This is a genomic window from Campylobacter concisus (assembly GCF_003048905.1).
Taxonomy (GTDB): Bacteria; Campylobacterota; Campylobacteria; order Campylobacterales; family Campylobacteraceae; genus Campylobacter_A; species Campylobacter_A concisus_V.
Window position 1 is genome coordinate 921,420 of sequence record NZ_PIRO01000001.1, and the last position, 23,568, is coordinate 944,987.

Below are 23,568 nucleotides of genomic sequence, written 5' to 3' on the forward strand. Positions count from 1 at the left end.
TTAATGACAAGAAAGAATATCCCAAAGGAATTTCCTTTGGGATTAAAGTAATTAGTTAAATTTTAAATCTCGTGTACTACTACGTCTTTAATTTCTAAGGTTACGGTGTGACTTCCTTCTGTTTTTGTATAGACTGTATAACCATCGCTATTAGGGATAGCAGATTTATTCCATGTACCTATACCTCCTTGTAGCGTTACGTGATCGTCACCATTACCATCTATTCTTAACTTGTTATTACTATCAGTCATATCTAAAACGTCTTTAGCTGATAGATTTACATTGTTATTGCCTTGGGTTAAATCTAGTTTTTCGAAATTTTTAACTCTGCTAAAATCTATACTGCCGTCAGCGACTTTTAACGTATCAAATCCGGCTCCGCCGTCGATAGTAGAGCTACCGTCTATGCTTGCGTTTTTACCGATAGAGACGGTGTCATTGCCTGAGCCTAACTTTATGTTCGAATTTATAACCGTACCGTCTATATTTAAAGTATCTTCTCCACCGTAAGTTTGTATTTCGGCGTTTTTGACTGTAGCGCCGGCTTTAACGTTTATGGTGTCTTCTGAATTTTGACTAGCCCTATGATCTGATCTTATATAAGTTTTATGCTCGCCAAAGCCGTTAAGACCAGCATCTCGGTCGCCAAATACCGCGCCAGACTCTATATTTACTTCATTTTTACCCTTGTCTAGTCCGATCTCTGCTTCGCTAAACGTACCGCCTCTTACATTCACCGTATCATTACCGTCGCCGGTATAAATTCTTGTGCCGGTTAAATTTGCTCCGGCATTTATATTTACTTCGTCGTTACCGCCATCCATATTCACAAGAGAATCTTTAAATGTAGCATTATCTATTGTTAAAGTATCTTTACCATCACCCATATCTACACTAACTTTTACCGTAGCTCCGCCGTGCATCTTTATCTCATCGTCTCCGCCGTGAGTTTGAAGATGATTGACGTTAGTATAAGTAAAGTCGCCCGCTATATCTATAACGTCTTTATTTTGGCTACCCATAAGGCTTTTTACTTTAGCTTCGCCGCTTTGATGGAAATTCATATATTGCTCGCCTAGAGATGAAGATGCCTGTATAGATACATCTTTTAGTACGGCGTTTCCGGTTACGTTTAGAGTAGCTTTATCTGTTGATTTACCGCCTTCAAACTGCAATGTAGTGCCATCCAACTCGGCATTATCTTTGATTTCTATCTTATCATCCGCTCCAGCTCCGGTGTTAAAATTACCACCTTTAGCCTTAACGTTGCCGCTTATAGTTATAGTATCACTACCTTGTTCCCCTTGAAGATACGTGTTATTTAAGATTGCATTGCCGCTTACTGTTATAGTATCATCACCGCTTCCGCTCCTGTTATATCCGCCGGTTAAATTTGCGTTTCCAGTTATGGTTATCTCGTCATTACCATTACCAGATCTAATATTAGTGTACTTAAGTTGTGCATCCTCGATTTTTACGGTATCTTTAGCTCCGCCAACTGCATTAGCATCACCGGTATCTATATTTACGTTATCTAGAACGGTATTTGTACCTGAAATAGTTATCTGGTCATTTCCCGGTCCATTTATAGGATCAAGCGTAGCTCCACCGTCGCCTAGTATAGAGCCGCCGGTAAATTTAGTTCCGTCATTAATGAAAATTTTATCGTTTCCAGCTCCGCCGGATACGCCGCCTATACCTCTAGGACCGTTAAATTCTGCTCCGTTAACATGTATCTCGTCATCTCCGTCATCAGCCCAAACGGCAGCTTTATTAAATTGAACGCCGCTTTCCAGATATACTTTATCGTTGCCTCGTCCAGCTGTAATGACTGAATTATCTTGGAATATAGTTCCCTCTTTTATAGTGATTTTATCGTCTCCATCTTCTGTTCTTAACTCAGATAAACCTCTATTGTTGCTATTCATAAACGTAGTATTGGTAACCTCTACTATATCGTTGTCTGCTCCGGTTTTTAAAGAGGAGCTATCAAATACTATACGATCGCCGTTAGCCGTTTTGCCGTCGTTAATCTTTATGGTTTCTTCGCCGGCACCGGTATCAATAACGGTGCCGGTAAGCGTTACGCCGCTAGCGATATTTACTTTATCTATGCCGCCCTCGGTCATAATATTTGATTGCTTGCCAACATCAGCAGTAATATTGGCATTGATATTTACGGTGTCTTTGTCGGCTCCAGTATTTATATTAATATTATTTATTGTCGCACCGGCATTAATATTAACTGTATCCTCGCCATCGACCGTTATAATGGTAGAATTTTTTAGGGTTCCGTCGATATTTACGGTATCTTTAAATTTATTGCCCAAAATAGTCTTTGAATCTAAATTAGTAACATTTGAAATATCTATCTTATTTTCGCCGTTTCCGCCGGATATTCCGCCTATATAAGAATTTTTAATTTTTATTCCGTCATTACCGCCCCATACGCCGCCTTCTACGACTCCCTCAACAGTAGAGTTTTCGACAGTAACGTTATCCTTATCGGAATCTGAAGCTCCGCCGTATATGCTAGGGTTTTCGCCGCGTCCGCCGCTAACGTATCCTTTTACTCTTGCACCGTCTAAAATTTTAATCGTATCACCGTCTTCGTTGCCTTCTACATTTTCTGTTACAACAGTGCCAGCTCCGGTTATAGTTATATTATCATTACCCCATCTTCCAACTATACCATCGACTTTTGCACCTTTTTCTACCAATATCGTATCATCGCCACCTCTACCGTTTATCGCACTGACGTAAGTTCCACTATCACTTACGGTTACATTATCGTTTCCTTCGTCCGCTAAAACAAGCTTTACTTGAGCACCTTTGTCTACAGTTATATTATCATCTCCATCACCAGCACCTATAAAATTAACTTTAGTTCCATTTCCAGTTACTTTTATGGTATCGGCTGCAGCACCTTTATCTTCTATATCCAAATCCGGGTGAACACGCTTCTCGTGTATATCGTTTTGAGTTTTATTATCACCATATAACTTATTTACAAAAGAGCCGCTTTCTACAGTTATATCATCACTTCCAGAGCCACCAAAAATTTCCAACAATTTAGCCCCATTCTTAACATCAATATTATCTTCTCCAACTCCCGCACGTACAGATGTTATTTTTGTATTGTCTACTGTTATGTTGTTAGGAGTGTCTGAGCCAAATACTTTTAAATTTTGGCTAGGATCTACTATCTTAGCTACTGATCCATCATCCGGATAGTTTGAAGCTTTTGCCGTGCTAGTCACAGCTAAATCTTTAGCATTATCTTGTCCTATAGCTAGCTTGCCATCGTTACTTACATACCAACCGTCTTTATAATCAAATGCGCTAGGAGCGGTAGGATCGTTAGGAGTTAGATAATCTCTACCGTCGGTATGTCTATATACGTGATATCCGTTAGGTATAGAAGAGGCAAACGAGTCTAATAGTGCAGAAGATACACTTTCTCCTTTATACGCCGACAATGGAATTTTTATACTTCCTGCTGGTAAAGCAGGTCCTGTTGCTTCAGCTCCAGCTCCAACAGCACTTCCACCACTTACACCAAAGCTATTATCTCCACCTGCTGCTAGAGCTAAAGCATCTATGCTTCCTACATTAGCATTGATGTTACTAATGTGGCCTCCTTCTGCAAAGCTAGTAGAAGATAAACTTACGCCATCTCCACCATTACCACCTGCTTGTGGACCACCTGCAGCAGTTTCTTCTAGAGCATTAAGATCTGTTCCTTTTAAGATGGCTTGTTGTAAAGCTGAGATATCAGCTACTGTTTCGTTATTGTTAGAGTCTTGATCTAGAGTTAGAGTATCTTTACCTATTAAAGTTATATCTTTACCATCAGTTTGAGTTATTGTTACTTTAGAGTTAGAACCCTCTGTAACTATCTTTTCACCTTGGTATACAATATCTCCTACACTTAATTGTCTTACCTCTCCTGTTAAGTCATTAAGTGCTCTTGCTATTCCTCCGTTTATACTTTTAACTACTCCGGCTTCTTTAGCCATCATGTTCTCCTTATTGTTTATAGTATTTGAAATTTTGAATGAATTATATAAATTTTAGAAGGGCTTGTCTATTGTACTGGGGTACAATGTTGAAAAATTTGTGTGGCTAGCTTTTATATTAGCTCTAAATTTAGCCTTTGCCTTTAAAATTCTTAGTTTTAGTTTTAGCAGAGATGATTTTATTTAAAAATTTAAAGACCTACTAAAATACAAAGTAAGTCTTTAAATATGATCTTATAAAGCCTTTATATCTCCACCGATAACTCTTAGCCCTCTACTATCAAATATCGCCTTTACGCCAGCTACTTCTATCACGACGCTTGATCCTTCTATCGTTACTTTTGTGCTACCTACTTGATGGATTATCTTATCTTTGGCATTTACCTCATAAGTCGTCTCTATGTTGCTAAATTTTGAATCAGCAATCTCCGTGTGCTGGGCAGCTGTTTTTGTTGTAAAATTTGACTTAGCATTTATATCAATGTAGCTATTTGCCTGAAGCACGATATGCTCATTACTAAATTCATTTATACCTTTTTGTGAATTTAGTTTATAGCCACCATCTATGTTCTGCTCTTTTGTGCCTTTTACCTCTTTCATCTCATCGTTATGTATGGTCGTATTAAGATTTGATTTTACTTCTACAAATTTATCATGTCCTACAAATTCATGACTATCTTGACCTACTCTTGTGTTATTATCAACAGCTACATTTAGCGTATTTGAGACACCAACTACTGTATCTTTTGAAAGTCCAACTGTTGTTAGATACTCGCCTCCGACATTTACATTTTTTGCTAGATCTATCGTCTGAATGTGGGCTTTTTTTACTCGTTCAGTATAACTTCCATGCACTTGTGAGCTTTTGTCATTTAGTATTATTTGAGAAAAGTCGTTATTTACAAGCTCGTCATAGTCCTTTTCTGCTTTTACATAAATTTGCTCTTTATTTTTTAAATTTGATAAAGTGATCTCGTTTATACCGGTCTCATTTGCACCAATTGTTTTTGAGCTAAGAGATGTTTGGTGATAGTTACTATCTACATTTACAAGTGGCGTATTTGAAGCATTATATAGGCTACCGCTTACTACTGGGTTATCTATGTCATTTTGTAAAAACGAGATGATAACCTCATCGCCGATCCTTGGTATGGCAAAAAATCCTGAGCTATTGCTAGCAATAGGCGTTATCACCCTTAGATAAGCACTCTTGTGATAGCTTGCGTTGATGGCATCGTCTTTATCGATTATCTCTTGCGTACTAAAAGCATTTAACCTCACCTTTACCCTACCATAGCTATCAGTATGGATTGTGTTATTTTGGCTGTTTAGTCCATCTTGACCGACTACAAGACCTAGCGTGATGTCTGGTGCTTTTGGCTTTTGTTTGTAGCTTGGGACAAATTTCACACTACTTGGAATGATACTTATCTCATTTGTATATGAGCTTATAAATTTTTTATCTTTAAATGGGACATTATCGCCTAAATTTAAGGTATTTTCTAAAACGCTCTCATCAATATAAGTATGCTTTAAGGCTATTATTTTAAACTCATATTCACCCTTGCTAGCATCAATAGCTACCGAGATATTGTCATTTAAATTTAGTGCAAATACATTTGAGCTAGCGGTAAATTCTTTTAAAAGCATATCGCTTCTTAGTTTCTTAAGGTAGGTGCTAACTTCAAGCAAGCTAGTGTCACTAAATGAATACTCATCTAAATTTATATGCTTGTCATAGATATTTACCTGCTCGTCAAATATCTTTTCATTTTTACTCTCTAGCACATTTGGATAGGCTGTATTTTGAAAAGAGTGTGTAAAGCTATTTGCCTTTAGTGTCTCACTCTTTGTTATTTTATTTATGTGTTCGGTTGCTAGATTATTATTCAAATTTACATTAAAGCTTACTTTTCTAGCTTCCTTGCCGTTACTTATGTCACTTGAAGTAAAATTTTCATTTTGATTGCTATAAGCTAGTATAAATGTATCATGAAAATAAATTTTTTCATTGTCTTCATAAAAATATATACCACTATCATGACAAAGCCTTGTTATGAAAGCCAGGTCGCTCTCATTGTACTGGGCTATAAATTCTCTCTTGTTGTAGTTATTTTTGATATTTGAGAAGTCTAGCTCTTTGGTTAGTCTTTGTTTATTAAAAGCCAAAATATCTTTTACTACTTCTAAAATGCTCTGGTCTGTATAAATTCTATTTGCTCTATTTATGCTTAGTCTATATAGTGGCGAAGTTAGCTTAAATTTAAAGAAGTATTTTTTATCTATATTTGTACTAGTCTCATCATCTACACCAAGATACTCTACATCGCTTACTATTCCACTAAAGTGCATATCGTTTGAGCTACCATCTGGGATGATGTTTTTATTTGTTGAAGAAGGCCTTTTTATGCTTAGCTTTATACTTTTATCAAGATATTTATATATGCTTGAGTAGCTTTTATCGTTATTGTAGATGGTGTCTAAATTTTCATAAAGCGGGTTTTTTACCAAATTTATATAAGCAAAGCACTCTATGCTAAATATACTTTCTAAATTTTCATAAATATCTGCACGTGTAACGATAAATTTATCGTTTGAATCGTTTGCTATCTGAAGAGTCGAGAAAGTATCGTTAGATACGCCGTAGTCCACAAAGCCGTCTGTTGCCACTGAGTTACCGGATGCTAGCATGACAGGCTTAGTCAGTGATGATGTTGGTGATGTTAAATTTTTGTCCATTTGTTGCTCTTTCAATCTTTTTTCGTTTTCTTCTTCTTTCAATCTTTTTTCAAATTCTCTAATATCAGCATCGGTAATTTTGTATACCGATTTTGTTTCCTCTAATATTCCTTTATCTTTAATTTCCTTGTAAATTCTAAATTTTCTTTCTTCATCAGTATCAACCCCAGTTTTGGCTACTTCTGTTACTGTATCAAAAATCTTCCCTACTATTGGAGGTTTAGGATAAAAACTATTAAAATCATCCATGGCTTTTTTAGCCTTTTTTGCCGTAGTTTCATCGCCTATTTCTATCGGCTCAGAAATTTTATCTTTTATATCTAGTTTCTTCTTGCTTATATTAAATAAATCCATTATTTATTCTCTTTTTTTAACAATTTCAATAAGTCTTTTTCATCATTTATAAGCGTTAGTACTTTCTGTAAAAGAATATAGCCTCTTGGGTCTTGTCCATGTTCTAAGAGTTTTTTAATTAGCTTAAATTTCTCTTCTTTAAATTCTTTATATTTTTGAGTTTTAATAAATTCTAATAGTTCAGGACTTGGAGACTGTCCTTCTAGCTTAACACCATTTTCTTCGAAAAAAAGCAAAAAGTCTAATCCTATTGAACCAGCCAACCATACATTAGGTACTGCACCTTTTTCTAAAATCTCGTCAATACTTTTAGGCTTATTCGCGCTATATGCAAATTCTAATAAACTGGCCTTCATTGTGAAATTCGGTAAATTTATACTAGCATTAGCATCGCATCCGAAATCATCTATGTAGTATTTTATATACTTAGCCGTTTCAGTGTCACTTAAATTTTTATTAAAAATGAGCCCAAACATATCCGTACAATTTGCTTCGTGCGAATATAAAGATGTTATGAGAAATATGATTATTGCCAATTGCTTCATTGCGCTAATTCCTTTTGGGTTCTATTCTTTAATAAATTATCTAGATCTTTTTCATCATTTATGAGTTTCAAAATGTATTTTAAATATTTGTAGTCCTTAGGGTCTTGTCCGTATTGTAGTTGCTTTTTAATTAATTTAAATTTCTCTTCTTTAAATTCTTTATACTTTTGAGTTTTTATAAATTCTAGTAGCTCCTTGCTAGGTGTTTTATTCTCAAATCCAACTCCATTATTTTGAAAAAAGAATAAAAATTCTGATCCCATAGAAAAAGCTAATCTACCATTTGGCTTTGTGCCTTTATCTAAAAGGTTATCAAAAGTCTTAAATTTTTTCATTAAAAATGCGATTTCTAATAAATTTGGCTCATATCTAAGTTCATTACTTTTTAAAGTTATATTCGCATCACAATTAAACTTGTCTATATAGTAATCTATGATTTTAGTGGTATTTTCATCACTTACATTTTTATCAAATATAGCAGCGAACATATCCGTACAATTTACTTCGCGTGAATATAAAGATGTTATGAGAAATATGATTATAACTAGGTGTTTCATATCGCATTTCACATATCATGTTAATTTAAAAGATAAAGATAAAAAGGGCTCATCTGTGTCCTTCTAGCTAGAAGATGATTTTATTAACCCTAGGGGTAAACCCTAGGTTGGTTTTAAGCTTTTTTAGTAGCTTCTCTCCAGTCATCGCTTCCGCTTGTACCTGCAGCTACGTGTTCCCAAACTATCTTTCTATAGTTCATTGAAACTTTGAAAAGCTCTGTTTTGTCGCTGTTTAGCTTATCTTGAGCATTTGGACTTACTAGAGTAATATCTGTTATAGTTGCATCTTCTAGTTTTGTAGTAAAGAAATGCTCCGCACCACCACTAGTTGATGTTCTATACCAATAGATCTCAACCTCTGGAAGTCTTTCACCTTGTGTTAAGGCATTGTAAAGAAGTGGAACAGCTTTATTTAGTGATGTAGTAAAACTAAATGGCTTATGGACTCTTTGACCTGATGGTTGGCCACTTTGTGGATCAGTTGGAACTGTTACTATATGAGAAACCTCTTGAGCCATAATCTCATCTTCGTGACCTGACTGATAGCGATTACCTATACTAGCTTCTGTTGAAGCACCGCTTGAAATAAGTCCTTGTGTAGAACCTTTCACTTTAATATACACTGGTTGTGACATATTTACTCCTATTAAAAAGTTTGGATTATTCTATCTTTTATTTACTTTCTGTTTTATTAAAAACATTACTTTTTTAACATATAGCTTTGAAGGGCTTTATGCAATAAATAATTAAACGCTTCCTTATCTTCCTTAGTGCTTTTTAGTACGGCTCCTGAAAGATATTTAAAAAATGAGTTATTCTCGACTATATCATACATTTGGCTATATAGCTCTTTGCAGATAAGCTTAACCAAAACAGTATTTATTAGTTCTGTCGAGTCACTAAGAGGAAGAGTTTTCATGATTGTTTCCATATCTTTTGTATTTAAAGTCCTAGTCTGCTCACTTATAGGGCTCATATTTGGTTGCAATTTTATACTCTCAACTATCTTTGCTAAAAGCTCATCCATGCTTTTTGCAGTAAGCATATTTTGACTATTTGCATTTTCTTCTTCGTCAAAATTTTGAGCTATCTCATTTAAATTTAAAACTGCATCGTGCGCATTTTCATTTAAAGTGATATCTTTTTTATCATTTATTAATGAGTTTATCTTTGGCTCTTCTTTAAAATCAACATTTGAAATTTTACCAACTGGCTCAAAACGTTTATCATCAAGCTTGTCAAAATTTTTCGTATTTTCTATTATCTTATGAGCTTTTCCTATATATTCATCAATCCTAGAAGGGTCTATAAATATAAATTTTAACTCCCCTATTCTAAAGACATCGCCCAAATTTATGACGCTCTCATAGTCATCTGGAAGCTTTGAATATGAATCACTATAAAAAATTTCACAATCTTTATAGCCACAAATTGTGAAAACCCCCTCTTCAAATCCAACATGAGCGTGTTTTGGTGCGATTGAATCGCTCATATCATTACAAGAAAATTTTGTAGTATCTAACGAGCCTATATCGCCACCATTTTCATCAAAAATGATAAATTGAGCTGAAAAGCTTGACGCTTTATCGTAATTTTGTATAACTGCTGCTATTTGTTGCATATTTTTTTCCTTAATAAAGCATCTTCTTTGGTAAATTTATCGTTGGTATGATATCCATAAGCTCTAAAAGCTCTCCTCCATTTGGTGTTACTTCAAAGCCAAAATACGAATCTCTTCTACCATCAAAATTAAGCGTACTAACGCCAACGCTACTAAAATTTGAAGCTTTTAATATCTTATACCAGCCCCATTCTCCATCAAAGCTTAGTTCTTTTCTCTCACTTCCAGTACTTGAAACTGCGTTGAATTTAAACTGTGTTGATATATCAAAATTTTTGCTTGAAACTATCAAATTTGAGGCAATTGTATGATCGTAAGTCAAAGAGTTATTAGAATAGCTAATATTTATATGGCTAAAATTTGCCGATAAGTCGACAGCTTTTAAATTATAATTTAATTTTAGCTCATCATTTGAATCAAGCATTAAATTTGAAATTCTGTCTATATAGGCAATATTTTTAAGGAAATCCCTACTAAATCTTAGCTCTTTTACGTATTTTGGTCTTATTTTGTAACCATCAGCGGTTTTACTTAAGATTTGTTTTAGATATCTATCATAAAAGCTATTCCAAGTTCCATTTTTGCCAAAGAATCTTTTAAATTCTTCTATACTGACAGCCTTTGGAGATTGTTCGTTAAATGGATAAAATGGCTTGATAAGACTTTCAAAATCATCAAAAACATCATCTCTATATGCTGTTGATAAAAGCGCTGAAGCGCCATTTTCTACTTGTTTCCACGCAAGTGTCGATAACTTTTGATAATATTCATTTAACTCATCTGGAAGCTTCTTAGCATCATTATTTAAGACAACGAATGGGTCGTTTTCATTTTTTATACCATTTATTGCATAAACTATTTTATCATCGTTACTTTGAAGCATTTCGAAGTTATAGTCACTAACTTTTTTATAAACGCTTGTTACATCGTTGCTTATAATATCTAGCAAGTCATTAGAATTTAACGTATGATAGTTAGTAAATTTAGCACTAAAATCACTGAAAACACGCTTTATCTCACTTGAAGCAAATCCTAGAGAATAGATATATTTTAGTAAATTCTCATCATTTAAATTTGTATTTTGATTAGTTAATTTTATTAAAGAATTTAAAGGATTTTCTCTCTTTGACAAGATGTCGAGCTCTTCTATGACCTCTTTTTTTGTGCTAAATTCATTTGGTTCTATTTCTCTTAAAATTTGGCTCCACTTATCAGCATAGTTTTGCAAATAAAGCTCTATTACAGCAATACTTAACTCTTTCTTATCATTTGAGCTAATATCTTTTAAAGAAGAATTTGTCTCCATTAGCCAAGACTCTATTCCAGCTGTTTGATCTATGTTTGAGCTAAGCTTTGATAAGAAATCTCTTAAATTTTCTTTTGTATAAATTTTATTAAATGGCTTAAATGCTTCTTTTTCTTGGACTACTGTGTATAAATTTTCAACATCTTTTTTAATATCGTAAAAAGATTTATCGTCTTTGAATGATATGAACTCAAGTATGTAGTAGAGTCTTTGTGCTCTTTGAACAGGTGATAGTCTCGTATTTGCTATACTTTGAGCAACTGTATCTGCGGTTATATTTAAATTTTCTGCCTTTAAGATAGCCTCAATATGAGCTAAAAATTCATCTTTTGCAACACCATATTTTTCAAATTTATCCCAGTTTGTACTAATCCAAATTTTAAATAAATCCACATTTGTGTAGTCTTTATCAAAGAGCGAATCATACATATAAAATGCTTTTATTAGCTTATCTGGATCGCTTTCATTTTTTAGTATATTTTCCATTTCAGTTAAAACTGTATTTTTGAAAAAATCAGCATTCAAATCATAGTAAAGTGCTTTAACTGGAGTAAAGCCTTTATACGAAGTATCTAGTGTTATATACTCAAATTTAGTATCGCCGCTAAAGATTCTTGGATAGTCATTTAGACTTTGTTTTAGTAAATTTAGAAGCTCAATCTTTTGTGTTGGAGAGAGATCCTTATATTTTTTGCCATCAAGGTATGAAGAAATTTTATTTGCATTATTTATAGCATTTTGCTCTTTTATGTTTTTGGTGTCTAGAATAAAACTAGAACCCAAATATACTCCAGCACAAAGTATGGCTACTAAAACAAAATTTACAAATTTTGTAAATCTATTTTGAGCACCAAATTTATTTAAGTTAGCTTTAAAAACTATCTCTTTTAAAAATGATTTTACAAAATAGCTTTGTTTACTATAGTTGTTTACTGCTCTTAAAAGTGGTTTTTTAATGTTATATTTATCGCAAATAGTGTTTGTAAGGTAGTTTATAGGTATATTTTCTTGATAAGCACTGACGAAATAAATTCCATTAATGGTTGAGCTATTTTTAAGTACATTTTGAGAGCTTAACTTTGTTACAAAATCTTTCACCAAAGCAAAAAAATTGTCAAGTTGTTTTAAAAAGAGATATGAACGTTTTTTATCTTCCAATAAATGCGAAATCGAGTTCTTACTCATGAGATGTTTAAATAGTGACTCGCTTAGGTTTTTTAGTTCAGTTTCTAGTGATTGTTTTGAGAAATTTGGATCTAAGTTTATTCCTAGAGCTTTATTTGCCACATCTTCATTGAAAAGCCTGAAATAATCTCCCATACCATCTATTAAGTCAAGTTTGCTAAAAACAATATAAATAGGGAATTTAATATTTAGATGTTTCTCACAATCATTAACCCTTTTTATCATATATCTAATTAATTCATCAAAATATTCTTGCGTGCCTTCAAGGAATTTTTTAGTATCTATGATTAAAACCGCACCACTTAATCTAGCGTTAAAATCATTTCGTTTTAAAAAGTGTAAAAATTCACTCCAGATACTTTTTTTAAGCAAGTAATCCCTATTTTTATCCACATCATCTTCAGGAAGCTCTTCAGTAGCTGTTGGCTGGTACAAGCTCTCTTGTGCAAAATGTATACCCTCAGTATCTAAAAGTGCACCAAATTTTGAAATGTAAAGATTAAAGTTTGTTGTACTTTTATGTATTTTTTTATAAGTATCTAAACTATCAGATAGTGGAAATTCGATATTTGAGTAGTTTATAAACGCGCTCTTTCCAGCACCTTCATTACCCATTATCATTATTAAAGGCAATTTTTTAAAATTTATATCTTTTTTCCATGTTGTTTTGGCATCTTTCAAAGAAAGCATAAAATTTCTTTTTGCCTTACCAAAGCTATCCATAGACTCTTTTTTTATCTCTTTTAGCTTATTATTTTTTTCATCTTTTTGAGATGCTAAATAGTGCATTAATGGCTTGATTAAAACAAAAAATAAAATAACTGCCCAAAATGCAATTAATATAGTGACTCTTGAACTTATACTAGCAAAGCTATATACATCGTTAAAAGCTATAAGTGGAGCGTAAAGCCAAAATAAGATGCTTAATGCAATAGAAGCTACCAAAATGGTACTGTGTTTAAATCTAAAAAAGACAAAAAATCTTCTTAGGTAATCGATAAATGCCATTGATGCACATCCTTTTACAAATAAATATATTTCTTTAATGTAATAATAACAAATATTTTAGATTTTATATCTGAAAATTTAAGAGCAGAGCCTAAATTTTATAAAATTTGACATATTTTTATTACTTTTAAGCCTTGCACCAAGGCCTATTTTACTATAACCTTCATCTATCCCAAGCTTTAATTGCATCTTTGGAGAATAGTTTATTTTTATGTATAAATCGGCAACAAATTCATTGTTCGTAAAAAAGATAAGAGTATCTTGAAGCTCTTTAAATTTTCTTCTTTTTGGGAAAAAATCAATAGCTTCTTCATAATCTATGCCATTTATATAAACTGCTATTTTAGTTTGTTTCTCAAAAAGCTTTTTACCAAGTATAAAATTTCTGCCTAAAGCCCTATTTTTGATGCCAAGCGAATTTAAATTTGAAGGCGCTATGAAAATTTGATTTGATAAATTTTCCAGCAAAAATAGTTTATTTTTTAAATTAAAATGACGCTGCAAGGCAAACTCAATCTCTCTTTTAGGCCTTCTTTGGCTAATGATAAGCGGAGAAAATGGTAAGAATTTTTTTGCTAATTTTTTATTGTTTATGTTTAATATATCCAATAAAATATTTGAAATTTTATCATCAAGCTCTTTTTCAAAGGATCTTGTATAATTTTTTAGACTAATGCTATCAAAGAAAAGCCAAAGCAAGTAATTGTCAAAAAAGTCAAAAAATTTCTCGAAATTATTATCGCTACTCTTTGAGATCTTTTCTAAAATATAGCTTGTAAGATGCGAGCCACTTCCCAAAAGACCCATAAAATTTACGACAATTTTTACTACTTCCTCTTTATTTAAGCTTTCAAGCTCATTAATCGGATAAGCAAAACTTGGGCTATTTTTTAAAAAAATATCTCTTCTATCGTGGTGCTTTAGGCAGTTTTTTACTAACTTAAAAAAAGAAGCTTGATTTAGTTCTTTGTTCATATTAACTTTTTTGTACCACCTAAAAAGTCATAATTAAGCAAAATTTTACTCTTTATACACTTTATTTTAAGCTCGCAAAATGAATTAATTGATGCAAATTTTGATAAAAATTTAGCCAAATTTATACCTAAAACATAGACATTTCCGATACTCTCAAATTCGCTTTCATCTATATAGAATATACAAAGCAACCCCCTTTTTGCAAAGCCTTGGTCAACTCTATAAATTTGCTTTGTTTTTATATCATAAAGCGAGTTTGCAAATTTTTTAAAAAACTCATCATCTGGCGCGCTAAAGGTATTAAGAAGTGCTAAAAAAGAGCCCTTCTCTAGTATACTTTGATAGCTAAAAGATAATATGCTAACCAGTTTCCAAAGAAGATTTCCATCTATTTTTACTCGCTTTACACTAGTTGGAATGGTTAAATTTTTAGTTGTTACACCTTGGTGGGACAAAACTCTATCTATCTCGCCAAGTTTTAGCTTGCAAGGTAAATCACCATTGCAACAAAGTACATCTATGCTAATGGTCTGATCTTTAGTGTCGCTTTTAAAAAAGGAAATTTCTTTATAAGAGTTTAGTTTTATATCTGTTTTATTGCTGACAAAATAATAATCTTTTGCTCGCTCATCATTTAAAAATTCAAATCTCTCAAAACTTTTATAGTTTTTCAATATCCTTTTTTCATTATTACTACTATGAGCGACCACCTTACTGATTGAAACGATTTCATAAGCATCGATATTTGAGCGATCTAGAAAAATTCTATATTCGCTTCGCCTATTATTATTCAAAATAGGCTCAGTACTCATTGCAAATAAATTTATTGCGGGCGTAGCAAAAAGAGAAAAATACTCTAGCCTTGGCACATATCCACTTGGCATATCTTTTGAAAATATGAATTTAATATTAAAGCTTTTTGTAGAAAAATTTTTAAGAAAGCTAAGACCGTTTAATCGCACAAAATTTAACTTTGAAGGGAAAAATGATAGCTCTTTTAAAAGCTCAAATGCTTCAAATCCAAACTCATCACTCTTTATCAAACGCTCATCAAACTCATCTAAACTAAGTTTATCAGGGCTTAACTTTATCTCTTGATCGCTATCTTCAAAACTTATTGTAATAAATTTTAAGTAATTTTTTAGCCACATTAAGAGCGTAGAAGAGAAATAAACATTATCTCCAAGATATAAATTTAAAAAATCTATATCAAGTTCTTTAGTGCTAAGCTCCTCCTTTGTAACGCTTATATTTAAATTTAGAAGATAATCACTCTTATTGTTTGATATAAAAGCTTTTGTTATCTTTAATGGAAGCAAATTTATGTCAAAGATCGTTTGAAATTTGCACGTTATGCCATTGATCTGCTTTGACTCGACTATACTTCCTTTTGGTATAAATTCTCTTACCCCCGAGAAGTCATCTCTTAAGGTAAATTCTTGCATACAAACTGATGGAAAAGGATTTGTATAGCTTGGCATTAAGATATTTACTAAAGACTCAGCGATTAGTGGGATATTTTCATCTAATTCTTGCCTGATTCTAGATGTTAAAATAGCCATATTTTCTATTATGCTCTCAACATCAGGATCTTTGCTTTTAGTATCTAAAAATGGTGCTACTTTTGGAAAATTTTTAATAAAAAGGGCTCTTGTTTCATCAAGATATGCCATCTCTTTTTGAAAATAAGCTAGATTATTTTCATTATAATCCATTATAAAATCTCACAATATCTATTGTTTTTAAAAATAACTTTTAGCAAATACTCTTTGAAATTATCGTTTTTATGCTTGTAGTTTATATTAAAGATGATACGCCAAGGCTTTAATGAGTCATCGTATCCGATAGATGTTACTTCTATTCTATTCTCATTTGAGCTGATTAGTTCATATATCGCCATGCCAAGTTTATGACCAAGCTCATTTATTTCAATACCCATCGACCAAAGATCGATAATACTATCATTTAAGCGACCATAATTACCAAGTCTTGAGTTTAAAATTGTGTCTATATGGTCTTTTATGTCGCTGTCTAGATCTTTAAAATATGGACGTAGTTTTGATTCGTCACTAAATTCATATAAAATTTTATCTATCAGCGACATAGTAAGCTTACTCTTTGTCTAGTTTTCCGACCAAAGAAAGCTCGAAATTTGCTCCCATAAATTTAAAGTGAGGTCTAGCCAAAAGCTCTATTTTATACCAACCAGGCTCACCAGCTATATCACTGACGATTACTTTTGCACTTCTAAATGGTCTTCTACTTCTAACATCTGCTGGTGGGTTTTCCTGATCTGAGATGTATTGTCTTAGCCATTCATTTAAGCCGCGCTCAACATCGCTACGCTCTTTCCATGTACCTATCTCTTCTCTTTGAAGCACTTTTAGATAATGAGCCAAACGAGAGATCAAGAACACATAAGGCAGTTGAGTTCCGAGCCTGAAATTTGTCTCAGCAGCTTTACCTTCTGGAGTATTTGGGAAAATTTTAGGCTTTAACGCAGAGTTTGCTGAGAAAAATGCAGCGTTATTGCTATCTCTTCTTAAAATAAGAGCGATAAATCCATTTTCTGAAAGTTCAAATTCTCTTCTATCTGTAATCAAAACTTCGGTTGGAATTTTTGTTTGAACGCTTCCATAATTTTCATAAGTATAAGTTGGAAGATCTTTTACGGCACCGCCACCTTTTGGTCCAATGATATTGCCGCACCATCTATAATCAGCAAAACTATCTGTAAGCCTTGTAGCAAACGCATAAGCTCCATTGCCCCAAAGCATATCATCGTGACTATTTACAGTTTCTCTATAATTAAAGCTCTTTATAGGATTATCCTCTGGCACATAAGGAGATCTTGTAAGAAATCTATTTACCATACAACCTGTGTATTTTGCATCTTCATTTTCTCTAAAAGTTCTCCATCTTGTATATTGTGGGCCTTCTAGCATGCTTTTTAGATCTTTTATATTTTCAAGCTCACCAAAATTATCAAGTCCGAAAAATTTAGCAGAAAGAGATGTAAGAAGCGGTGAATGGCTCATGGCAGCAATTGATGACATTTTATTTAAAAAAGTCATATCTTGATTTGATTTATCTAACTCATAATCAGCCACTATCGCACCAACTGGCTCACCACCAAATTGTCCATATTCAGCTGAATAAATTTGTTTATAAAGTGTACTTTGAGTTATATCTAGATTATTTTCAAAATCATCTAAAATTTCTTCTTTTGTAGCGTCTAAAAGATCAATTTTTACATTTTCATTAAAATTTGTTCTCTCGACCAAAAACCTAATTCCACGCCAAGTTGATTCTAGCTCTTGGAAAGATTTATTATGTAAAATTTCATCCATTTGAGCAGATAAAAGGGTATCAATGTGAGCTATCATCTCATCAAGTGCGAGCTTATTTATTTTATCTTCAGCATTATTTGTTGTTATTATATTTGAAATAAACTCAGCAACTCCTTGCTTTACAACACTATAACTCTCGTCATCTTTTGAATATTTACTCCTTTGCATTATGCTTTCAATGATAGGAGTTTTAACTTTAGTTTCAGACATTTTTATTCCTTATCTTGTTCGTCTTTAATCTCTAAAAGAAGTTGTTTTCTACTATCTTCATCTTTTATAGCTTCTAAAACCGCTTTTCTAAAATCAGGCATATTACCCATAGGACCTTTTAGCGCAACTAAAGCTTTTCTAAGCTGCAAAAGTTTTTTTAGCTCAGGAATTTGATTTATAATATTATCTGGATTAAAATCATGGATGCTTTCAAAATCAAGATCAACATTTAAGTCTTCATTATTAGAATTTAGCTTATTTTTTACAGAGAAATTTGTATGAATATCTAAGCTTTTCATAACCTGATCAAAATTTATTTTATTGATAGAAATCACTTCACGATCTTCAAGTGGAGTTTGGTTTTCACCAGTTAAATTTGCAACTACCATAAGTTTTAATGGAAGCTCTACATCAGCCTCTTGGTCATTTGTCTTAGTTTTATAAACTATATTTATGCGTTCTTTTGGTGGGATTAGATTATCTGCCATAGTAACATCCTTTTTTCGTAAATGATTTAAGAATTATATTTAAATAAAATTAAAGGTGATTTAAAAAAACATATTTTATCACACAAATGTTTTTGCCTTTATATATATGTCTGATAAATAATCTTTAAGCTCGGTATTTTCTATGAAATTAACTATTTGTGCATAGGTAGCTTTTGCATTATTATTCATACCTTGAGCAGTAAAAATTTTTGATAATTCAAGCATAAAATTAAGCTCGCCTTGAGCACTTGAAGCATGCTTGCTTTTGTCTAGTTCTTTTATTAGATCTTCAAAACTCATATCTTTTTTACTATCACTACTGGAAGTAAATTCCAAAGAGTTGCTTTTAATAAAAAATTTATTTACATCTTCACTAAAAAAAGCTTCTCCGCTTTGAAATTTGAGCTTTTTTATATCTGGAAATTTATCAATAAAATTTAAAACCATATCACAAATAAGATCACTTTGCCTTGCAAGTCCAGCACTATTTAAAAACTCACAAAATATCTTAATGCCTTCTATCCAAAATGGGTTAAGTGCTAAATTTCTTATAAATTTTTCTAAATTGTCAAGATTTAGTTCGTTACTTTTTTTAAAAAGCATAATTAGATTTTCATCAGGATAACGTATCTGCGTTATTTGATCGCTACTTGATGGAAGCGTCTTTATTCTGCCCCACATTGCTTCAAAAATTAAAGCATAAGCGGTAAAATTTTTAATATCACTCTTTAAAAGCATTAGTGATAAATTTATAAAATATTCTCTAAATTCTCTATCATTAAATGTACTAATGTCATTGCTACTAAATGAAACGCTTTGATGGTAAGTTGGCTCAGTTTTAGTGACGACTTTTGGCTCTTTAGCTTTTAAAATTTCTTCTTTTTTTTCTTCTATATAAAGTGTATCAAAATGTGTGCCAAGCTCTTGCGAAAGCTCAGGCACAAGATCATTAAACGCTTTTGCGTCAGCTTGATCCAAAGCTTTATCATTAGCTTGCGTAAAAAGCTCTATTGTTTGAGCTATTATCTTTTTTTTAGCAGGTAGTTGTTTTTCATTTTTCGCAAGTAAATTTGACTCTTTTTTTAAAATAGATAGAAAAAAGGCAAAAGCTTTTATAAGTGTCTTAAAAGCCTCTTTGTCATTTAAATTTATAGCAGAAATCGCTAAGAAATTTAAAAGCTTAGCATCAAGGCTAAACTCACTTAGGGCTTTTAAAGATGAGCTAAATACGTAATCCCACTTTATGCTATCATGCATCAAAGTTTTATACTTTGACATTTCATCAGTTAAACTAATATAAAGCTCATTCTCTAAAAAATCTTCGTTAAATTGATTACAAAAATTATCTTGCACTTACTTGTTATCCATAAAATTCTCTATCTTATTATTTAGGACACTATCGTTTCTGATATTGTTTTGATCCATAGAATATGTACTATATAAAAACGCGGCTGCGATCATAGCAATGGCTAGCAAAATGAAATAAAATTTTAAACGCTTTAGCGAAAATACCTCAAGAAAGCTTTTCTTTGTCTGTTTTAAGTAACTCTTTTCAAATACATTTTCATCGGCCTTTATGAGCGGAGAAACGGCTGCAGCTATATTTTCACAAAGATAAGAAATTTTTTCATTGCAATCTTCTTGGGTTTCATATTTTCCTTTATAACCAAGCACCAAACAAGCATATATAAATTCTAAGAAATCTTTATTTTTGCCAACATTTTCAAACCACTTATCCATAATGCCAAAGAATTTATTTCCACCTAGATTTTCATTAAAAAATCTTGTTGTCAGGGTATTATTGGCCCAAAAGCTGTTCATAAAAATTTCATTTTTTAGCAAGCTCTCATCTATAAAAACACAAAGGCAATATCTAAGCCTAATAATATCGTCTTCCTCGTAAATACCTAGATTTGATATCTTTGAAGTAGTGCTTAAGATATCATTTATCAATTTTTCACGTAAATTTGCCATTTCGCTTTGTGAAAAATTTTGTAATTTTGAAACCCTATTTGCCAAAAGAAGTAATGGCAATACGTGATCTAGTGCAAGATTTGTGCCAAGACCTAAAAGATTTGTTTGACTTAAAACTGAGGTTTCATTTTGATTTTCGTTCATTTTTATCCTTATAATAAAGCCCACATTTTAATGTCAGCATTTGGTAAATTTGCCGTTATATAAACGCTAATCACATTTTGATTTGCAAAGCTTTTAAAAATTTCATCTTTTTTGTCTATCTTGTAATAGATATAATCGTTTAACTTCGGTAAAGTACTAGGAACAACAGAAATTTGCTCTACGTTTATACCTCTTAGCTGTGAAGAAACTATGCCTTTTATATTTGATTGAGTATGGATTTTGCATTGCTCTTTGAAATTTTTAAGAAGATACTCATTTTTCGTATCGCTGTGAATAGCAAAATAAATTTCTGAGTTTTCAATAATACTTGGATTATCAAAAATACAGTCATAAAAACCGTGATTATTTTTAACAATCTGTGCCATTATATATTTTGGAGATAAGATATGTGAGAATAAAAGTCTTAGATTATTTATCAAAGGCACAAAAGTTTGAGTTAGATTATTGTGATCGTAGGCTATAAATTCACTAAAACTATTATCGTGACTAAGTGCCAGCAGATCAGCCTGAAAATCAACTAATTTTTCATACAAATACTCTGGGTGAAATTTATCTTTCTTTAACAAATAAGAGAATATTAAATACCATTTTTTTAGCATATTTAGTGTTAAATACGTTGAAAAATCAAGTCTATTTTTAGCTTGATCAACACCTCCTAGCAACCCAAAATAACTCTCTTGATGTTGCTTTGTAGCAAAGCTAAGCTCCTCTATAAAATTTGTTATAAAGGTGTTTTTACTGATGTCAATACAAGTTGGAATAAATTTTTCGTCAAGTGTTATTTGTTTGTTTAGGTCTATATTTTTTATTTTACAAATTGGTATGCTAAGCTCGTAAGGCATCTTTGAGCCAAATACTCCAAGAGACGATCTTTGGCTCGCTAGGATTAGATTTTCTTTATCTTGTGTAAAGGCAGAAGATAGCTCAAAATCATCTTTATCATCTAGCTCGTTTAATATATCGTTGCTAGCTTCATCATGCACTCTTGAGCTAATAAGTGCTTGCTTGGCTATAAATTTTAAATTTGGTAAATTATTTTGCAAGCTAATATCGACCAAACCTGAGCTAATAGGTAGTTTTAGCACTATAATGGCTGAGTTTAGCTCACTTGGACTTATCTCAAGTGGTTCTGGTAATTCATCTTGATCTGGCGCGTTAAAAATCGTACCATCTTGAGAGATACAAGAAATTTTAGTTAGTCCTATTTTGCCTTGAAGCAAAAGATCGCTTGAAATTTCTAAATCTAAAACACCGTATAAATTTGAAAAAGAAGAGATGGTTTTTAAGTTTAAATTTCTCTCAAAATATCTTTCTTGTTGCTCGAAATGAACCTTATCAACGTTCATTCCGTTATACCAAACGACTTTTAGCTTTTCAGACATTTTATTTGCTTGCTTGTATTTTAGAGCTACTAGCGTCTAAAACATTTACGCCATTTTTTGTTATTTCAAAAACTATATTTTTTTCTTTTATCTCTTTTGTAGCCTTGTAAGCCTTGATATTTGTCTTGCTCTGATCAGCATAAAGTACCAAAATACCAACATACGGAACTTCATCAGGATATACATTTGTAAAAGCATATCTATTTGTATTTGGCTGAATTTGTGTTTTTATAGAGTCAATCTTATCATAACCTAGTATTTCACCATTTCTCTCGGCTAGATCGATAATGCTAGCTTCTTGAAATTTAGCCACATCTCTTAATTTATAAGCTATGATAGTTATAGGAACATTATCGCCATGATAGTTTAAATTTGAATTTGGCATATTGCTTATAATAAGATCTTTTGCACATCCTGCAAGAAATAGCATAAATACTAAAAAAGATAGAAATTTAAATATTTTTTTCATGAGTTCCTTTACCTGATTTTAATAATATAACTTTTGCGTAATTATATCTAAAAATTTAGATGATGCTCATTTTAAAATTAATGTTCTTAAACAAAACTTTTATATCAGTTCTCATTCTTTTTTATCGTCTTTATTATTTTTATTATCTTTGCTACTCATACTATCTACAGCCACCTGTATTATTCCGGTAAAATATACTTGCTCCAGCTTCGGCCGCAGTCTTTAAATCCCCATTGCCTATTTTTATGTTTTTACCAAAATTTCCTACTATATTGCCGAATGTACCAAAAGTTCCGCCAGCAAAACCTTTTCCGACCACTCTCTCTGCATCTAGATCTTTTGATCTATCTTTAAGCTGAGAGTATAGCTCGGTAGATGAGTTAACAAAAGCGCCTCTGACTATTGCTGATAGTAAATTACCAGCACCTATTACCATACCTGTACCAAATTTGCCTTGTAAATTTATTTTCTTAAGTATATTAATAATATCCATAAGATAGACTCGATAACTACATAGAATAAAGCTACGCTACCGTACTTTATCTCCATGTGTTTAATGTTATCGCTAGTGAGATCACTTTTTTTGATACCGTTTTTTGCTATAAAAAATAAAGATACGCATATACACATAGCATATATCGCATCTATATAATAAATTTCTCCGAAAAAGTATTTTAATAGCTTTACAAATAGTAGCGCTACTATGCATATTGCTATAACGCCGCTGAATACTATCGCAATTTTCTTCATTGTTTATTATCCATATCTGACTGTATTACGCCGCCTACTAGTCCAGTACCTACTTCAAATATAGTCTTATAGTTACCATCTTTGCCTCTTTGTATCTTCCCACCTATCTTTCCAGCACCAATTATGCACATCTTTCATTAAAACCCTATTTTTACTCATTCTTATTAAATATTTTAAGCGATGTCTTTACAACTACAATAACAAGTATAAAAATAACAATATACCGTATGTACCCTTCAAAACTATCATAGATAAATTTAAAACCGAGCAAATATATTAAAAAAGTGTAATTGTTGATAAAATATCAAATTTAATTAATGAATTTGCAATATTACCTTTGATGAAAAAAGGCATAACACAATATACAAAAATACAAATAAAAAAGGAGACCGAGAGAAGATCGGCCTCACTCCAACCCCTAATATAGTACTCCCCATAGATCATACACAAAACAAGCTCTACAAATGATAT

At 32.1% G+C, this 23,568-nt stretch carries 18 protein-coding genes; all 18 read right to left on the reverse strand.

What is annotated here, in order from left to right; all coding sequences use genetic code 11:
• Positions 1 to 62: 62 nt before the first annotated feature.
• Positions 63 to 4,019 (reverse strand): beta strand repeat-containing protein, encoded by a 3,957-nt coding sequence (locus CVS95_RS04730; protein ID WP_107695752.1) that lies wholly within the window; start codon positions 4,017 to 4,019, stop codon positions 63 to 65.
• 234 nt (positions 4,020 to 4,253) lie between these two features.
• Positions 4,254 to 7,112 (reverse strand): type VI secretion system Vgr family protein, encoded by a 2,859-nt coding sequence (locus tag CVS95_RS04735; protein WP_199906332.1) that lies wholly within the window; start codon positions 7,110 to 7,112, stop codon positions 4,254 to 4,256.
• Entirely contained in the window at positions 7,112 to 7,657 is a 546-nt protein-coding gene (locus CVS95_RS04740) for a hypothetical protein (protein ID WP_234400008.1), read from the reverse strand. The genes CVS95_RS04735 and CVS95_RS04740 overlap by 1 nt, the downstream gene beginning before the upstream one ends.
• On the reverse strand, positions 7,654 to 8,145 hold the full coding sequence (locus tag CVS95_RS04745) for a hypothetical protein (protein ID WP_107695753.1): 492 nt from the start codon (positions 8,143 to 8,145) through the stop codon (positions 7,654 to 7,656). Before CVS95_RS04745 ends, CVS95_RS04740 begins: the two co-directional genes overlap by 4 nt.
• 182 nt (positions 8,146 to 8,327) lie before the next feature.
• A complete protein-coding gene (locus CVS95_RS04750) occupies positions 8,328 to 8,849 on the reverse strand; it encodes an Hcp family type VI secretion system effector (protein WP_054195925.1) in 522 nt (173 codons plus the stop codon).
• 65 nt (positions 8,850 to 8,914) lie between these two features.
• Positions 8,915 to 9,835: a hypothetical protein gene (locus CVS95_RS04755; RefSeq protein ID WP_107695754.1), complete on the reverse strand. Its 921-nt coding sequence runs from the start codon at positions 9,833 to 9,835 to the stop codon at positions 8,915 to 8,917.
• 10 nt (positions 9,836 to 9,845) lie between these two features.
• Complete coding sequence (gene tssM, locus CVS95_RS04760) at positions 9,846 to 13,334, reverse strand: type VI secretion system membrane subunit TssM (protein WP_107695755.1); 3,489 nt, start codon at positions 13,332 to 13,334, stop codon at positions 9,846 to 9,848.
• A 78-nt stretch (positions 13,335 to 13,412) separates the two neighbouring features.
• The gene (locus CVS95_RS04765) at positions 13,413 to 14,309 is read right to left on the reverse strand and encodes a type VI secretion system baseplate subunit TssG (protein ID WP_107695756.1); all 897 of its coding nucleotides are present in this window, start codon (positions 14,307 to 14,309) and stop codon (positions 13,413 to 13,415) included.
• Entirely contained in the window at positions 14,306 to 16,024 is a 1,719-nt protein-coding gene (tssF, locus tag CVS95_RS04770) for a type VI secretion system baseplate subunit TssF (RefSeq protein ID WP_107695757.1), read from the reverse strand. The genes CVS95_RS04765 and tssF overlap by 4 nt, the downstream gene beginning before the upstream one ends.
• A complete protein-coding gene (locus CVS95_RS04775; RefSeq protein ID WP_107695758.1) occupies positions 16,024 to 16,413 on the reverse strand; it encodes a type VI secretion system baseplate subunit TssE in 390 nt (129 codons plus the stop codon). Before CVS95_RS04775 ends, tssF begins: the two co-directional genes overlap by 1 nt.
• 7 nt (positions 16,414 to 16,420) lie before the next feature.
• Positions 16,421 to 17,869 carry a type VI secretion system contractile sheath large subunit gene (tssC, locus tag CVS95_RS04780; RefSeq protein WP_107695759.1) on the reverse strand — a complete coding sequence of 483 codons (1,449 nt, stop codon included), beginning with the start codon at positions 17,867 to 17,869 and terminating at the stop codon, positions 16,421 to 16,423.
• 2 nt (positions 17,870 to 17,871) lie between these two features.
• Positions 17,872 to 18,357: a type VI secretion system contractile sheath small subunit gene (tssB, locus tag CVS95_RS04785; RefSeq protein ID WP_103604109.1), complete on the reverse strand. Its 486-nt coding sequence runs from the start codon at positions 18,355 to 18,357 to the stop codon at positions 17,872 to 17,874.
• A gap of 78 nt (positions 18,358 to 18,435) precedes the next feature.
• The gene (locus CVS95_RS04790; protein ID WP_107695760.1) at positions 18,436 to 19,710 is read right to left on the reverse strand and encodes a type VI secretion system domain-containing protein; all 1,275 of its coding nucleotides are present in this window, start codon (positions 19,708 to 19,710) and stop codon (positions 18,436 to 18,438) included.
• Positions 19,711 to 20,475: a type IVB secretion system protein IcmH/DotU gene (gene icmH / locus CVS95_RS04795; protein WP_085658354.1), complete on the reverse strand. Its 765-nt coding sequence runs from the start codon at positions 20,473 to 20,475 to the stop codon at positions 19,711 to 19,713.
• 8 nt (positions 20,476 to 20,483) lie between these two features.
• A complete protein-coding gene (gene tssK / locus CVS95_RS04800; RefSeq protein WP_107695761.1) occupies positions 20,484 to 21,878 on the reverse strand; it encodes a type VI secretion system baseplate subunit TssK in 1,395 nt (464 codons plus the stop codon).
• A 1-nt stretch (position 21,879) separates the two neighbouring features.
• Positions 21,880 to 22,347 carry a type VI secretion system lipoprotein TssJ gene (tssJ, locus tag CVS95_RS04805; RefSeq protein ID WP_103593801.1) on the reverse strand — a complete coding sequence of 156 codons (468 nt, stop codon included), beginning with the start codon at positions 22,345 to 22,347 and terminating at the stop codon, positions 21,880 to 21,882.
• A gap of 160 nt (positions 22,348 to 22,507) precedes the next feature.
• A complete protein-coding gene (locus CVS95_RS04810) occupies positions 22,508 to 22,840 on the reverse strand; it encodes a hypothetical protein (RefSeq protein WP_107695762.1) in 333 nt (110 codons plus the stop codon).
• Positions 22,841 to 23,093: 253 nt separating this feature from the next.
• Positions 23,094 to 23,228, reverse strand: coding sequence for a hypothetical protein (locus CVS95_RS09855; RefSeq protein ID WP_265094515.1), 135 nt, complete (start codon positions 23,226 to 23,228; stop codon positions 23,094 to 23,096).
• Between the last annotated feature and the right edge of the window lie 340 nt (positions 23,229 to 23,568).

What these genes read in the sequence shown, in the direction of transcription:
- CVS95_RS04730 (WP_107695752.1), bottom strand. Translation starts at nt 4,019, where the DNA reads ATGGCTAAAGAAGCCGGAGTAGTTAAAAGTATAAACGGAGGAATAGCA.
- tssC (WP_107695759.1), bottom strand. Translation starts at nt 17,869, where the DNA reads ATGTCTGAAACTAAAGTTAAAACTCCTATCATTGAAAGCATAATGCAA.
- CVS95_RS04750 (WP_054195925.1), bottom strand. Translation starts at nt 8,849, where the DNA reads ATGTCACAACCAGTGTATATTAAAGTGAAAGGTTCTACACAAGGACTT.
- CVS95_RS04740 (WP_234400008.1), bottom strand. Translation starts at nt 7,657, where the DNA reads ATGAAGCAATTGGCAATAATCATATTTCTCATAACATCTTTATATTCG.
- tssJ (WP_103593801.1), bottom strand. Translation starts at nt 22,347, where the DNA reads ATGAAAAAAATATTTAAATTTCTATCTTTTTTAGTATTTATGCTATTT.
- CVS95_RS04745 (WP_107695753.1), bottom strand. Translation starts at nt 8,145, where the DNA reads ATGTTCGCTGCTATATTTGATAAAAATGTAAGTGATGAAAATACCACT.
- CVS95_RS04755 (WP_107695754.1), bottom strand. Translation starts at nt 9,835, where the DNA reads ATGCAACAAATAGCAGCAGTTATACAAAATTACGATAAAGCGTCAAGC.
- CVS95_RS04735 (WP_199906332.1), bottom strand. Translation starts at nt 7,112, where the DNA reads ATGGATTTATTTAATATAAGCAAGAAGAAACTAGATATAAAAGATAAA.
- icmH (WP_085658354.1), bottom strand. Translation starts at nt 20,475, where the DNA reads ATGAACGAAAATCAAAATGAAACCTCAGTTTTAAGTCAAACAAATCTT.
- CVS95_RS04775 (WP_107695758.1), bottom strand. Translation starts at nt 16,413, where the DNA reads ATGTCGCTGATAGATAAAATTTTATATGAATTTAGTGACGAATCAAAA.
- CVS95_RS04810 (WP_107695762.1), bottom strand. Translation starts at nt 22,840, where the DNA reads ATGGATATTATTAATATACTTAAGAAAATAAATTTACAAGGCAAATTT.
- tssF (WP_107695757.1), bottom strand. Translation starts at nt 16,024, where the DNA reads ATGGATTATAATGAAAATAATCTAGCTTATTTTCAAAAAGAGATGGCA.
- tssK (WP_107695761.1), bottom strand. Translation starts at nt 21,878, where the DNA reads ATGTCTGAAAAGCTAAAAGTCGTTTGGTATAACGGAATGAACGTTGAT.
- tssB (WP_103604109.1), bottom strand. Translation starts at nt 18,357, where the DNA reads ATGGCAGATAATCTAATCCCACCAAAAGAACGCATAAATATAGTTTAT.
- CVS95_RS09855 (WP_265094515.1), bottom strand. Translation starts at nt 23,228, where the DNA reads ATGTGCATAATTGGTGCTGGAAAGATAGGTGGGAAGATACAAAGAGGC.
- CVS95_RS04765 (WP_107695756.1), bottom strand. Translation starts at nt 14,309, where the DNA reads ATGAACAAAGAACTAAATCAAGCTTCTTTTTTTAAGTTAGTAAAAAAC.
- tssM (WP_107695755.1), bottom strand. Translation starts at nt 13,334, where the DNA reads ATGGCATTTATCGATTACCTAAGAAGATTTTTTGTCTTTTTTAGATTT.